The 12,385-nt window shown below is 60.6% G+C and carries 14 protein-coding genes; 10 read left to right on the plus strand and 4 right to left on the minus strand.

The window, feature by feature from the left end:
- The coding region (locus AGR2A_RS29905) for a hypothetical protein (protein ID WP_208617153.1) at positions 1-267 on the plus strand (267 nt) is incomplete at its 5' end.
- Positions 268-305: 38 nt separating this feature from the next.
- Positions 306-1,538, plus strand: coding sequence for a M24 family metallopeptidase (locus tag AGR2A_RS23740; RefSeq protein WP_072492969.1), 1,233 nt, complete (start codon positions 306-308; stop codon positions 1,536-1,538).
- An 8-nt stretch (positions 1,539-1,546) separates the two neighbouring features.
- On the opposite strand, the gene AGR2A_RS23745 is transcribed toward AGR2A_RS23740, so the two are convergent.
- From AGR2A_RS23745 to AGR2A_RS23755, 3 genes are all read right to left on the minus strand, one after another.
- Positions 1,547-1,864, minus strand: coding sequence for a cupin domain-containing protein (locus AGR2A_RS23745; RefSeq protein WP_006700391.1), 318 nt, complete (start codon positions 1,862-1,864; stop codon positions 1,547-1,549).
- Positions 1,865-1,901: 37 nt separating this feature from the next.
- Positions 1,902-2,639 (minus strand): FadR/GntR family transcriptional regulator, encoded by a 738-nt coding sequence (locus tag AGR2A_RS23750; protein ID WP_004444990.1) that lies wholly within the window; start codon positions 2,637-2,639, stop codon positions 1,902-1,904.
- Positions 2,640-2,746: 107 nt separating this feature from the next.
- The gene (locus AGR2A_RS23755; RefSeq protein ID WP_006700392.1) at positions 2,747-3,544 is read right to left on the minus strand and encodes an NAD-dependent epimerase/dehydratase family protein; all 798 of its coding nucleotides are present in this window, start codon (positions 3,542-3,544) and stop codon (positions 2,747-2,749) included.
- Between the two features lie 138 nt (positions 3,545-3,682).
- Here AGR2A_RS23755 and kduI point away from each other — a divergent pair, with 138 nt between their 5' ends.
- The 8 genes from kduI (at position 3,683) to AGR2A_RS23795 (ending at position 11,302) form a co-directional block, all read left to right on the plus strand.
- Positions 3,683-4,507 (plus strand): 5-dehydro-4-deoxy-D-glucuronate isomerase, encoded by an 825-nt coding sequence (gene kduI / locus AGR2A_RS23760; protein WP_006700393.1) that lies wholly within the window; start codon positions 3,683-3,685, stop codon positions 4,505-4,507.
- A complete protein-coding gene (gene kduD / locus AGR2A_RS23765) occupies positions 4,504-5,247 on the plus strand; it encodes a 2-dehydro-3-deoxy-D-gluconate 5-dehydrogenase KduD (protein ID WP_072492968.1) in 744 nt (247 codons plus the stop codon). The genes kduI and kduD overlap by 4 nt, the downstream gene beginning before the upstream one ends.
- A 112-nt stretch (positions 5,248-5,359) precedes the next feature.
- Positions 5,360-6,271: a 5-dehydro-4-deoxyglucarate dehydratase gene (gene kdgD / locus AGR2A_RS23770; RefSeq protein ID WP_004444985.1), complete on the plus strand. Its 912-nt coding sequence runs from the start codon at positions 5,360-5,362 to the stop codon at positions 6,269-6,271.
- A gap of 24 nt (positions 6,272-6,295) precedes the next feature.
- Complete coding sequence (locus AGR2A_RS23775; RefSeq protein ID WP_004444983.1) at positions 6,296-7,432, plus strand: D-galactarolactone cycloisomerase; 1,137 nt, start codon at positions 6,296-6,298, stop codon at positions 7,430-7,432.
- Positions 7,429-8,307 (plus strand): D-galactarolactone isomerase, encoded by an 879-nt coding sequence (locus AGR2A_RS23780; protein ID WP_080823389.1) that lies wholly within the window; start codon positions 7,429-7,431, stop codon positions 8,305-8,307. Before AGR2A_RS23775 ends, AGR2A_RS23780 begins: the two co-directional genes overlap by 4 nt.
- Positions 8,308-8,451: 144 nt before the next feature.
- The gene (locus tag AGR2A_RS23785) at positions 8,452-9,429 is read left to right on the plus strand and encodes a TRAP transporter substrate-binding protein (RefSeq protein ID WP_034497550.1); all 978 of its coding nucleotides are present in this window, start codon (positions 8,452-8,454) and stop codon (positions 9,427-9,429) included.
- Between the two features lie 70 nt (positions 9,430-9,499).
- Entirely contained in the window at positions 9,500-10,021 is a 522-nt protein-coding gene (locus AGR2A_RS23790) for a TRAP transporter small permease (protein ID WP_022562649.1), read from the plus strand.
- A complete protein-coding gene (locus tag AGR2A_RS23795; RefSeq protein WP_004444979.1) occupies positions 10,022-11,302 on the plus strand; it encodes a TRAP transporter large permease in 1,281 nt (426 codons plus the stop codon).
- Positions 11,303-11,331: 29 nt separating this feature from the next.
- On the opposite strand, the gene AGR2A_RS23800 is transcribed toward AGR2A_RS23795, so the two are convergent.
- Entirely contained in the window at positions 11,332-12,258 is a 927-nt protein-coding gene (locus AGR2A_RS23800; RefSeq protein ID WP_004444978.1) for a helix-turn-helix domain-containing protein, read from the minus strand.
- Positions 12,259-12,385 lie beyond the last annotated feature (127 nt).

Genomic DNA, 12,385 nt, shown 5'->3' on the forward strand with positions numbered 1-12,385 from the left:
GGTACGTCGTCGTCGTCGTCGTACGTCGTCGTCGTCGTCGTCGTACGTCGTACGTCGTACGGCGTCGTCGTCGTCGTCGTCGTCGCGGAGAGAGAGAGGGAGGAACGTTGCCGGATTTCGGAGAGCGAGCCCCCTCATCCCGCTGCCGCGGACTTCTCCCGGCGGGGAGAAGAAACAAGGGGCATCCGCTCGCTCACACTGACGACTCTCAGGGATGGGACATCATCTTCCACCTTCTTTCCTATCCCGGTGACTGCTAAAGCGTAGGTTCACAAACCTGCCGCCAAACAATCACCGGAGTTCCCATGATCGATATCGACCGAGGCCGCGCCCAGCAGCTGATGCGGGAGGCGGAGATTGATGCGCTGGTACTGTTCCAGCCCGAGGCCTTTCGTTATGCGGTTGGTGCGCCTGCCGGTGTTGCGACCATGTGGGGCAAAGCGGGTTCCGCAATTGCGCTGGTGCCTGCCGATGCCGGGGGAGGGCTGGCCGCCGTCGTCAGTGATCATGCCGCGCCGATCATCGGGAGGGCGGCACCTGATATCGATCTGCGCTGCCATCGCATCTGGATCGATTTGGTCGATCTTTCGGGTGTGGAAACCATCGCGCAGGTGGATGATGCCTATCGCCGCAACAATTCAGGTGGGCCGCGGCCGGAGACATTCGATCGTACCGCCTGCTTCGGCCTGCTCTCCGATCTGCTGCGGGAGCGCGGACTGTCCGCGGCGCGCATCGGTGCCGACCTTGAATTCATGCCCGCGGCCGATTTCCTAGCGCTGCGTCAGGCATTGCCCGAGGTGAACTGGGTTGATGGTTCGACGGTGCTGAAACGTCTGAGGGCGGTGAAATCTCAACGCGAGATCAACCTTCTCAGGCAGGCGTCAGCCGCAGCCGAGGCGGGGTTGGTCGAGATGGCAGCCGCCGTCCGACCGGGGGCAGCTCTTGGTCAACTCTCTACCGCCTGGAAATCCGGCGCGCAGGCATATGCCGCAAAATCCGGTTTTTCGTTGAGCGGGCATTGGGACTACATTTCGGTCGGCGCGGCTTTGTCGGATATGACGGCAGCGGTCGCGCCGGGTGCGCTGATCAAGGCCGATGTGGGCACGCTGGTGGACGGTTATTCTTCGGATGGCGCGCGGACTTTTTCATGGGGGCCGGTTTCGCCTTTGGCGGGCGATATCTTCAAGGCTCTGGAAGCGGCCTTCGCCCGCGGGCTGGACGCGCTCCGCCCGGGCAATACATTCGGTGCAGTGCACGCCGCCATGCTGGCCTCGATGCGCAAGGACGGCTTCGGTGAATATTATCGCGGCCACTTCGGCCACTCCGTTGGTGGCAGCGTGGGTATCGAGGAATGGCCGTTCTTTTCCCACGACAATCCGGAAGTCATCCTTCCCGGCATGGTCGTCGCGCTCGAAGCGCCGTTTTATGGGGAAGGCGTGGGTGCGTTGATGATCGAGGACCAGTTCCTCGTCACCGCATCTGGCGCAGAGTGCATGAACAGCCTGCCACGCACCCTGCGGGATTTATCTGCGGACTGATCGCCGGATCAGAGGAAATCGTCGCGGCGCGGCGTGAAGCAGTCGATCAGTTCGCCCTCTTCCAGACACAGGCAGCCATGCTCGATATGGCCGGGAATGACGAGGCTATCGCCCTTCTTGAGGTCGTAAGCCTCGCCATCACGGTAAAAGCGGAAGCTGCCGCTGGCGACATAGGTCGATTGTACATGCGGATGGCTGTGCAGCTTGCCTTCCGCGCCGGTCTTGAAACGGAACGATACCACCATCAGTTCGGGCGCTTCGGAAAGCACGGTGCGTTCTACGCCATCGTCGGGCGAAACAGTGGGGAAGGTCGGAAGCTGCTGCATATCTTTCTCCTCAGTCAATGCGGTTCGGGCGGCAATCTCAGCGCGGTGCGCGCAACATCGCGCGGTATCGCATCTGGCTGCTTTTCAGGTGGTTGCGCATGGCGCTTCGCGCCGCCTCCTCGTCGCCGTCCTGTATCGCGATCAGTATCGCCTCGTGCTCTCCCACCAGACGGCTGAGATCAGCGGGCGAAAGCACGGTCTCGGAGCCGTTTTCGGCCACGGCGCGGCGGGGAATGACGGTCGGGCCAAGCACCTGCAGAAACTCGCTGAAGCGGGGATTGTTAGTCGCTTCGGCAACGGCCAGATGGAAGGCGAAATCGGCCTCGGCCGTCGGGCTGCCCTTGGCGGCGCTGGCGCGGAAGGCGTCGAAGGCCTCGATGATCTTTTCTTCCTGCGCCGGCGAACGGCGGATCGCAGCAAGGCCCGCGGCATCGCCTTCCACCGCGGTGCGCAGTTCCAGCATTTCGATCAGCGAGGAGACGCGGGCCAGATCGACATTATGGAAAGGCCGCCGTTCGACCGGGGCGGGCTCCAGTACGAAGACACCGGCGCCCTGACGCGGTTCGACGAGACCGTCTGAGCGCAGGGAGGCAATCGCCTCGCGCACAACGGTTCGGCTCACGCCGAATTCCTGTGTCATCTGCGCTTCCGATGGCAGGCGGTCGCCAGTCTTGTAACGGCCCTTGGCGATCTGGCTGCGGAGTTCCTCCGAAACCTTCACCACAAGCGTTTTGGCCTGTGGCGCTGCCGGTTCGGAGGTCGTCGTTCTTGTCATCTTCGTCGCCGTTCTAAAAATATCGGTTGCGTCTACCGTTCCTCGATACGTTATTCGCGGCCCGGCTTGCAATCCCACCGCCTGCCGGGAACGTTGCCTGCCGCATTTCACGTCGCCTTGAAGATCGGGTTGTCGACGAAAACACCGCCCTGAAACCGCACCATGGCATCGCCGGGGTCGGGTTTCGGCGTTGTCTCGGCAATGTGCCGCCGGAAGGCCTCCGCATTGTCTTTGGGTTTCCATCCGAGAAAACCGAGATGCGAATTGTCCCACCAGCCGGCGTCATTGGCAGACGCGCCCCAGACAACGGGGCAGCCGAGGATCGGTGCGCGAAATACCGCTTCGATCAGCGATACGAAATCGTCGTGCGAGAACCAGGTGGACAACATGCGATAATTGGTGGGTTCCGGGGTGCAGGAACCGATGCGCACAAGCGCCGTCTCCTGCCCGAACTTCTCGAAATACATGCGGGCCAGGTTTTCGCCAAAACACTTGGAGACGCCGTAAAGCCCGTCCGGTCGGAAGGGGGCGTCGGGGCCAAGACGCTCCGTCTGGGGATAATAACCGATCGTGTGGTTGGAACTGGCAAAAACGATCCGCGGCTGTCCATGGGCGCGGGCGGCTTCATAGAGATTATAAAGCCCGATGATGTTGCCTTGAACGATCTGTTCGAACGGCTTTTCCACCGATATGCCGCCAAGGTGGATAATCCCGTCGCAACCGGCGACCATGGCATCAACGGCATTTGCGTCCGCCAGGTCGCACTGCACGCATTCCTCGTTCGGGCCTGCCGGGTCTAGCGGAGCAAGATCGGCGAGGCGCAATATCTCGGCCACCGGTGCGAGGCGTTCGCGCATGACGCGGCCCAGCTGGCCTGCCGCACCGGTAACAAGAAGCCGTTTCATCGCAATTCTCCATCAGCATTATACGTCATCGACGCAGTCAGATATGGCAGCGCCTCTTGACCTTGTCATACAGATCGTACAAAAAAGCGGATAACATATATTATGTGCCATACGCAACAATCATGAAGGATGAGTTTGATGCTGACCGTCGAAACAAGGCAGGCCGTGAACCCGGAATATGCAAAAACGCTGGATACCGAAGGTCTCCGCCGGCATTTCCTCGCCAGCGACATGTTCCGTTCCGGTGAAATCAGGCTGATCTACACCCATTACGACCGCTTCGTGATGGGCGGCGCCGTGCCTGACGGAAAGCCGCTGACGCTCGACAAGGTGGAGGAAACCAGGACACCTTCCTTCCTCGATCGGCGTGAAATGGGCATCGTCAACATCGGTGAGGCGGGCACGGTCAGCGCCGGCGGCGAAACCTACACGCTGAACCGCGGTGACGTGCTTTATCTCGGTGCCGGCAGCGGCGCGGTGACCTTCGACGGCGCCGGGCGATTCTACATCACCTCGTGCCCGGCGCATCGCAGCCTACCGGCGAAGCTGGTGACGCTGGCGAACAGCAAGGAGGTCAAGCTTGGTGCAACCGAAACCTCCAACAAGCGCACCATCAACCAGTTCATCCATCCGCTGGTCATGGAAAGCTGCCAGCTGGTGCTGGGATATACGACACTGGAGGACGGCTCGGTCTGGAACACCATTCCCTCGCATATTCATGATCGCCGCATGGAGGCCTATCTCTATTTCGGCATGGATGAAAAGTCGCGCGTGCTGCACCTGATGGGCGAGCCGCAGGAGACCCGCCACCTGTTCATTTCAAATGAAGAAGGCGCGATATCCCCGCCCTGGTCCATTCATTCCGGTGCGGGCATCGGCTCCTACACCTTCATCTGGGCCATGGCTGGCGACAATGTCGACTACACCGACATGGACTTCATTCAGCCGGGAGACCTGAAATGAGGAGCCCTTTTTCGCTTCAGGGGCGCAAGGCGCTCGTCACCGGCGCGAATACGGGGCTCGGCCAGGCGATTGCGGTGGGTCTCGCCGCTGCCGGTGCAGACGTCGTCTGCGCCGCCCGTCGTGCGCCGGATGAAACGCTTGCCATCATCGCGAGAGACGGCGGCAAGGCCAGCGCATTGTCTATCGACTTTGCCGATCCGCTGGCGGCAAAAGACAGTTTTGCCGGTGCCGGTTTCGACATTCTCGTCAACAATGCCGGCATCATCCGCCGTGCCGATTCCGTTGAATTTTCCGAGCTGGACTGGGACGAGGTGATGGACGTCAACCTCAAGGCGCTGTTTTTCACCACACAGGCCTTTGCAAAGGAGCTGCTGGCGAACGGCCGCCCCGGCAAGGTCGTCAATATCGCCTCGCTCCTGTCGTTCCAGGGGGGCATTCGTGTGCCGTCCTATACGGCTGCAAAACATGGCGTCGCCGGTCTCACCAAGCTTCTGGCAAATGAGTGGGCGGCGAAGGGCATCAATGTGAATGCGATTGCGCCGGGTTACATCGAAACCAACAATACAGAGGCGCTGCGCGCCGATGCGGCCCGCAACAGGGCCATTCTCGAGCGCATTCCGGCTGGCCGCTGGGGTCATTCAGACGATATAGCCGGGGCGGCGGTTTTCCTTGCTTCGCCGGCGGCGGATTATGTGCATGGCGCCATTCTCAATGTCGATGGCGGCTGGCTGGCGCGCTGAGCCGCGCCCGCCTGTAAAATTCATCATATAACTTGTATGATGAATTGTTGACAAATATACGGCAAGTGGTTTAGGTGACTTTCAGTCATTGAACTTCAAAGGAATACCGATCATGAACCCTGAACAAATCAAAACGGCTCTCGGCTCCGGCCTTCTGTCTTTCCCGGTCACCCATTTCGATTCCGAGGGCCGTTTCGCTGCCGACAGCTACAGGGCCCATGTCGAATGGCTTGCCGGTTACAAGGCGCCGGTGCTGTTTGCCGCAGGCGGCACCGGCGAGTTCTTTTCGTTGAAGCCGGATGAGATTCCGACCATCGTTTCCGCCGCCAAGGAAGTCGCCGGCGAAACCGCCATCGTTTCCGGCTGCGGTTACGGCACTGAAATTGCGGTCGATATCGCCCGCTCCGTCGAAAAGGTCGGCGCCGATGGCATCCTGCTTCTGCCGCATTACCTCATCGATGCGCCGCAGGAAGGGCTTTACGCCCATATCAAGAAGGTGTGTCAGTCGGTCGGCATCGGTGTCATGGTCTATAACCGTGACAACTCGGTTCTTCAGGCCGATACGCTGGCGCGGCTGTGCGACGAGTGCCCGAACCTTGTCGGCTTCAAGGACGGCACCGGCGATATCGGCCTCGTTCGCCAGATCACCGCCAAGATGGGGGACCGCCTGATGTATCTCGGCGGAATGCCAACCGCGGAACTGTTTGCCGAAGCCTATCTCGGCGCCGGTTTCACCACCTATTCCTCGGCCGTATTCAACTTCGTGCCCGGCCTTGCCAACGAGTTCTACGCGGCGCTGCGCGCCGGCGAGCGCGCCACCTGCGAGCGCATTCTTGTCGATTTCTTCTATCCGTTCATGGCGATCCGCAACCGCGCCAAGGGTTATGCCGTCTCCGCCATCAAGGCCGGCGTCCGCCTGCAGGGCTTCGATGCCGGTCCGGTGCGTGCGCCGCTGAAGGACCTGACGAATGAGGAAATCGGCATGCTCGAAGCCCTGATCGGCACGCACAAGCGCAAAGCCTGATCACGGCATAACGGGAGGGGAGCCATGAAAATCACGGCAGTGCGCACGCATCTGCTCGAACATCGTCTAGACACGCCGTTCGAAAGCGCCTCCATGCGTTTCGACCGGCGGGCCCATGTTCTGGTGGAAATCGAATGCGACGACGGGACCGTCGGCTGGGGCGAATGCCTCGGCCCGGCGCGGCCGAACGCCGCCGTGGTCCAGGCTTATTCCGGCTGGCTCATCGGCCAGGACCCTCGCCAGACCGAAAAGATCTGGGCCGTGCTTTATAATGCCCTGCGCGATCAGGGCCAGCGCGGCCTCAGTCTTACGGCCCTGTCCGGCATCGATATCGCGTTGTGGGACATCAAGGGCAAGCATTACGGTGCTTCCATCTCGATGCTGCTCGGCGGGCGCTGGCGCGAGAGCGTGCGCGCCTATGCCACCGGCAGCTTCAAGCGTGATGGTGTCGACCGCGTTTCAGACAATGCGTCCGAAATGGCGGAGCGCCGCGCTGACGGCTTCCACGCCTGCAAGATCAAGATCGGCTTCGGCATCGAGGAGGACCTCAGGGTCATAGCCGCGGTTCGAGAGGCGATCGGGCCTGACATGCGGCTGATGATCGATGCCAATCACGGTTATACGGTCACCGAAGCCGTCACGCTTGGCAACCGCGCCGCCGACTATGGCATCGACTGGTTTGAGGAGCCGGTGGTTCCCGAACAGCTCGATGCCTATCAGCGTGTACGGGCAGGGCAGCCGATCCCGGTTGCGGGCGGCGAGACCTGGCACGGGCGTCACGGCATGTGGCAGGCGCTTTCCGCCGGTGCCGTGGATATTCTCCAGCCCGATCTCTGCGGATGCGGCGGTTTTTCAGAAACGCAGAAGATTGCCACGCTTGCCACGCTGCACGGCGTGCGCATCGTGCCGCATGTCTGGGGCACCGGCGTACAGATCGCCGCCGCGCTGCAATTCATGGCGGCGATGACGCCTGATCCGGTGCGGGTCAATCCCATCGAACCGATCATGGAATTTGACCGCACCCATAATCCGTTCCGTCAGGCGGTTCTCAGTGAACCTCTCGAAGCGGTGAACGGTATCGTCGCCATTCCCGATGGTCCCGGTCTCGGCATCGAGATCAACCGGGATGCACTCGTTGAATTCAGGATGCCAGACCCATGAGTGAACTCGTCAGAAAGCTGAGCGGCACCGCGCCGAGACCCGCTTTCCCGAAAGGCGCGGTCGATACGCAGATGCACATGTATCTGCCCGGATATCCCGCCTTGCGGGGTGGCCCCGGCCTTCCGCCGGGCGCCCTGCCGGGACCGGAGGATTATCGTCGCCTCATGCAATGGCTCGGCATAGACCGGGTCATCATCACGCAGGGTAACGCCCATCAGCGAGACAATGGCAATACGCTGGCCTGTGTTGCCGAGATGGGCGAGGCGGCGCGCGCGGTCGTCATCATCGATGCCACCACGAGCGAAAAGGACATGGAGAAGCTTGCCGCCGCGGGTGCGGTCGGCGCGCGTATCATGGATTTGCCGGGTGGCGCTGTGAACCTTTCCGAACTGGAAGCGGTGGACGAGCGGGCGCATGCGGCCGACTGGATGGTGGCGGTGCAGTTCGACGGAAACGGTCTTCTCGACCATCTGCCGCGTCTTCAGAAAATCCGCTCGCGCTGGGTGTTCGATCATCACGGCAAGTTCTTCAAGGGCATCAAAACCGACGGGCCGGAAATGGCGGCGCTTCTGAAACTCATCGACGGCGGCAATCTGTGGTTCAAATTCGCCGGCGTTTATGAAAGCTCCCGCGAAAGCTGGCCGTACGAGGATGTCGCCGCCTTTTCGCGGGTGATCGCGGCGCATGCGCCGGAACGCATCGTCTGGGGCACCAACTGGCCGCATAATTCCGTGCGCGAGACGGCTGCCTATCCTGATGATGCCCGCCTTGCGGAACTGACGCTCGGCTGGCTGCCGGATGAGGCGGCGCGTCATCGGGCGCTGGTCGAAAACCCCGAAGAGCTGTTCAAGCTGTCGCCGGTCAAGGCGGCCTAATTTGATCCGGGATGGTTGGGGAAGGGAGGCCCCGTCATCCTTTTCACATGAAAGGTCTTTGCATGCCGGCCCGGATGGGCGTGAAAAAATCGGCCCGACAAGCCTTGGAGGGGCTGGGCCGTTTCAACAATGGAGGAGGAAAGCATGAAAAAGATTGCAAGCATGATGTGCGTCGCGATGGGGATCGCGCTGTCAGGCGTTTCCGCCATGGCGCAGGAAATCACCCTGCGTTCGGCCGATATTCATCCGGACGGTTATCCCACAGTCGAAGCCGTGAAATATATGGGCGAGCTTCTGGCCGAGCGGACCAATGGCCGTATCAAGATACAGGTCATGAACAATTCCGTTCTTGGCGGCGAAAAGGACACCATCGAGCAGACCCGCTTCGGCGTCATCGACATGAACCGCGTCAATGCCGCGCCTTTCAACAATCTTGTCAAGGAAACCACCGTTCTTGGTCTGCCTTTCCTGTTCCGCTCGACGGAGCACATGCACAATACGGTCGACGGTCCGATTGGTGATGAGGTTCTGGCTGCCTTCGAACCGCACGGTCTCGTCGGTCTCGCCTTTTACGATTCCGGCGCCCGATCCTTCTACACCACCAAAAAGCCCATCGAAAAACTGGCGGATCTGAAGGGGCTCAAAATCCGCGTGCAGCAGTCGGACCTGTGGATTTCGATGATGCAGGCCTTCGGCGCCAACCCGACGCCGATGCCGATGGGCGAGGTCTATTCCTCACTGGAAACCGGTGTCGTCGACGGTGCCGAAAACAACTGGCCATCCTACGAATCCGCCCGTCACTACGAGGTGGCGAAGAACTACTCCCTGACGGAGCATTCTCTGAACCCGGAAATCCTCGTCATTTCGAAGATCTCCTATGACAAGCTCTCCCCGGAAGACCAGAAGCTGCTGCGCCAGGCGGCCAAGGATTCAGTCGGCAAGATGCGCGAACTGTGGAGCGCCCGCGAAAAGGCATCGGAAGAAAAGGTCCGGGCCGGCGGGGTCAATGTCATCAAGGTCAACAAGGAGGAATTCGCTGCCGCGATGGGGCCGGTCTACGACAAGTTCGTCACCGATCCGAAGATGAAGGACCTTCTGGAACGGGTGAAAGCGGTCAAGTAACGCGTGGGAAACCGGCCTTGGAAACAGGGCCGGTTTTCTTTCGTCGCCGTTGATGCGGGAGGAACAGACAATGCGACACTTCATGCGGGCCATCCGCCCTTTTCTCGGCGCGCTTAGCCACGCGTCGCTTTATATTGCCGGTATCGGCATGATCGCCATGACGCTTATCGTCGGCTGGCAGGTCTTTGCGCGGTACATTCTCAACGATTCACCCAGCTGGTCTGAGCCGCTGTCGCTGCATCTCATGTCGTGGTTCATCATGCTTGGCGCCGCCGTCGGCGTGCGCGAGAGCGTGCATCTGGGGCTCGATATTCTGCGCTACATGATGCCGCCGCGTGTGCAGAAGGGCATGGACCTGACAAGCCTTGCGCTGATCTTCTTCTTCGGTGCCGGCATGGCCTGGTATGGCACCTCGCTTGCCATGGGGACATGGACGGCGACGATTCCTGTTCTCGGCTGGCCGGGCGGGACGGATTTCTTTCCGCTGATCGGCGGCGGTTTCCTTATCGCGCTGTTTGCTGCCGAACGTTTCGTCGATCTTTCCATCGGCGAGGAAATCGCTGCAGACGTGATCGTGCAGGAGGCCGCATAAATGGCTTACACCATTCTCTTCGGGGTGTTCACCCTGCTGATGCTGATCGGAACGCCGATCGCGTTCTGTCTCGGCATCGCGTCCTTCGCCACGGTTCTTTATCTCGGCCTGCCGCCCATCGTGGTGTTCCAGCAGATGAATTCCGGCATGAATGTCTTCGCGATGATGGCGATACCGTTCTTCATCTTCGCCGGTGACCTGATGGTGCGCGGCGGCATCGCCCACCGCCTCATCCGCTTCGCGGCAGGCCTCGTGGGACACCTGCGCGGCGGTCTTGGTCAGGTCAACATCGTGGCTTCGACACTGTTCGGCGGCATTTCCGGCTCGGCCGTGGCCGATGCCTCTGCGGTGGGCGGGCTGATGATACCGCAGATGGCAAAACGCGGTTACGACAGGGATTACGCCGTCAATGTCACCGTCAACGCCGCCATCATTGCGCTGATGATCCCGCCCTCGCACAACATGATCCTCTATTCCATCGCGGCGGGCGGCAATGTCTCTGTGGCCGATCTCTTCACCGCCGGTATCATTCCGGGCCTGTTGCTTGCAGCAGCGCTGATGGTGACGGCCTATATCGTCGCCCGGCGCAAGGGCTATCCGTCCGAGCCTTTCCCCGGTTTCTCGAAGCTGATGTATTATCTGCTGGCGTCTTTCCCCGGCATCCTGCTGATCGGCATCATCTTCGGCGGCGTGCGTTCGGGCATCTTTACCGCGACCGAGAGTTCCTGCATCGCCGTGCTCTATGCCTTCCTTGTCGCCATGCTGGTCTATCGCGAACTCAACTGGGACGGCTTCGTGGAAGCGGTGATGGGGGCGGTTCGTACCACGGCCATGGTTCTGCTGGTCATCGGCACGGCGGCATCCTTCGGCTGGCTGATGGCCTTCCTGCAGGTCCAGACATTGATGATCGCGGCAATCAGTGCGATTTCGGACAATCCGATCATCGTGCTGCTTGTCATCAACATCATCCTGCTGTTGCTCGGCACCTTCATGGACATGGCGCCGATGGTCATCATTTCCACGCCGGTGCTTCTGCCCGTCGTGAAGGCGTTCGGCATCGACCCCGTGCACTTTGGTGTGGTGATGATCCTGAACGCCGGTATCGGCCTCAACACGCCGCCGGTCGGAACGGTGCTCTTCGTCGGCTGCGCGGTGGGCGGCATATCGATACGGGAGGCGATGCGGACGATCTGGCCGTTCTTCGGCGCCAGCATCGCAGTGCTGCTTGCTGTCACCTATATTCCGTCGCTGTCCCTGTGGTTGCCGTCACTATTCCGGTAATTCCAGCGCTTTCAAACGAGGAGGCCCCGTTATGCCGGGGCCTTTTCCGTTTCGTCGGCAAGCAGCCTTTGTTGCTCATGCTCGTCAAATGCCATCAGGTTGCCGTGCCGGCTGCGGCGTATCCGGTTCATATGGTCACGCGGGCTTAATCCCAGTGTCCGCTTGAACATGCGCGAGAAATAATAGGGGTCGCCATAACCCACCTCGGCCGCCGCTGCCGAGACCGAAAGTCCGGCCTCGAGAAAATGCATGGCGCGTTCCATGCGTTTGAATTCCTGATATTTGCGCGGCGTCCGTCCCACCCGCTTCTGGAATTCCCGCAGGAAATAATCGCGATTATAGGGCGCCGCATCGGTGGCCCGCCCGGCAATGTCGGGGTCCAACGGATTGGCGGAAATCATCGTGATCGCCTTCATCACCGCAAGGTCGAGGCCTTCCGTACCCTCCGGCTGAAAACTCGGGCGGTCGACCCAGCCCAGAAACGCGTCATCGATGAAGGCGATCAGAAGCACCATGAAGAGATGATGTTGACCCAGAGTGACGGAGGAAGGAGGCGCGCTCTGCCGGTAGTGGCGCACCAGCGGCTCCAGAAGCGACCAGCGGCTCAGCCGCAGTTTCGGTTTCAGGTCCATCTGCGCGATCAGGTTGTGGCGGCCGTAAATATCGAGCGTGAAATGCTGCGCCACGCCGCGATAGGTGACTGCCTGCTCGTTCCACCCGACAAAGCGTTGCCCTCGGAAAATAAGCATGGCGTCACCGGGCTCCAGTACCCTTGCTTCGCCATCAACGAGATAGTGCCCGCGCCCCTCCAGGCAGATGATGAGATCGTCCACTGGATTGGATTTGTCGATCTGCCAGGTGCGAGAATGCTCCATTTTGATCGTCGCGCGCGTCAGGTTGAGGTTGAGCGCCGCAGGCGGAACGGATGATAGAATGCCACCTTCGATTTCGTCCATCTTTTTCCTCGTCTTTGTTAATTCACCTTGGCGCTGAAATTTGGTTTTGTCACCGCATAAATTGCTTTTACGCGCCGTATCAATGAGGGAGGAGATCGGTCGCGGCTAGGAAATACGCTTTATTGCG

The sequence above is a fragment of the Agrobacterium genomosp. 2 str. CFBP 5494 genome (assembly GCF_900013495.1).
Taxonomy (GTDB): domain Bacteria; phylum Pseudomonadota; class Alphaproteobacteria; order Rhizobiales; family Rhizobiaceae; genus Agrobacterium; species Agrobacterium pusense.

Bases quoted from the DNA above. Each gene is read 5' to 3' on its own strand.
- kdgD (WP_004444985.1), top strand. From the start codon at position 5,360: ATGAACCCTGAACAAATCAAAACGGCTCTCGGCTCCGGCCTTCTGTCT.
- AGR2A_RS23800 (WP_004444978.1), bottom strand. From the start codon at position 12,258: ATGGACGAAATCGAAGGTGGCATTCTATCATCCGTTCCGCCTGCGGCG.
- AGR2A_RS23795 (WP_004444979.1), top strand. From the start codon at position 10,022: ATGGCTTACACCATTCTCTTCGGGGTGTTCACCCTGCTGATGCTGATC.
- AGR2A_RS23780 (WP_080823389.1), top strand. From the start codon at position 7,429: ATGAGTGAACTCGTCAGAAAGCTGAGCGGCACCGCGCCGAGACCCGCT.
- AGR2A_RS23790 (WP_022562649.1), top strand. From the start codon at position 9,500: ATGCGACACTTCATGCGGGCCATCCGCCCTTTTCTCGGCGCGCTTAGC.
- AGR2A_RS23740 (WP_072492969.1), top strand. From the start codon at position 306: ATGATCGATATCGACCGAGGCCGCGCCCAGCAGCTGATGCGGGAGGCG.
- AGR2A_RS23755 (WP_006700392.1), bottom strand. From the start codon at position 3,544: ATGAAACGGCTTCTTGTTACCGGTGCGGCAGGCCAGCTGGGCCGCGTC.
- AGR2A_RS23775 (WP_004444983.1), top strand. From the start codon at position 6,296: ATGAAAATCACGGCAGTGCGCACGCATCTGCTCGAACATCGTCTAGAC.
- AGR2A_RS23750 (WP_004444990.1), bottom strand. From the start codon at position 2,639: ATGACAAGAACGACGACCTCCGAACCGGCAGCGCCACAGGCCAAAACG.
- kduI (WP_006700393.1), top strand. From the start codon at position 3,683: ATGCTGACCGTCGAAACAAGGCAGGCCGTGAACCCGGAATATGCAAAA.
- AGR2A_RS23745 (WP_006700391.1), bottom strand. From the start codon at position 1,864: ATGCAGCAGCTTCCGACCTTCCCCACTGTTTCGCCCGACGATGGCGTA.
- kduD (WP_072492968.1), top strand. From the start codon at position 4,504: ATGAGGAGCCCTTTTTCGCTTCAGGGGCGCAAGGCGCTCGTCACCGGC.
- AGR2A_RS23785 (WP_034497550.1), top strand. From the start codon at position 8,452: ATGAAAAAGATTGCAAGCATGATGTGCGTCGCGATGGGGATCGCGCTG.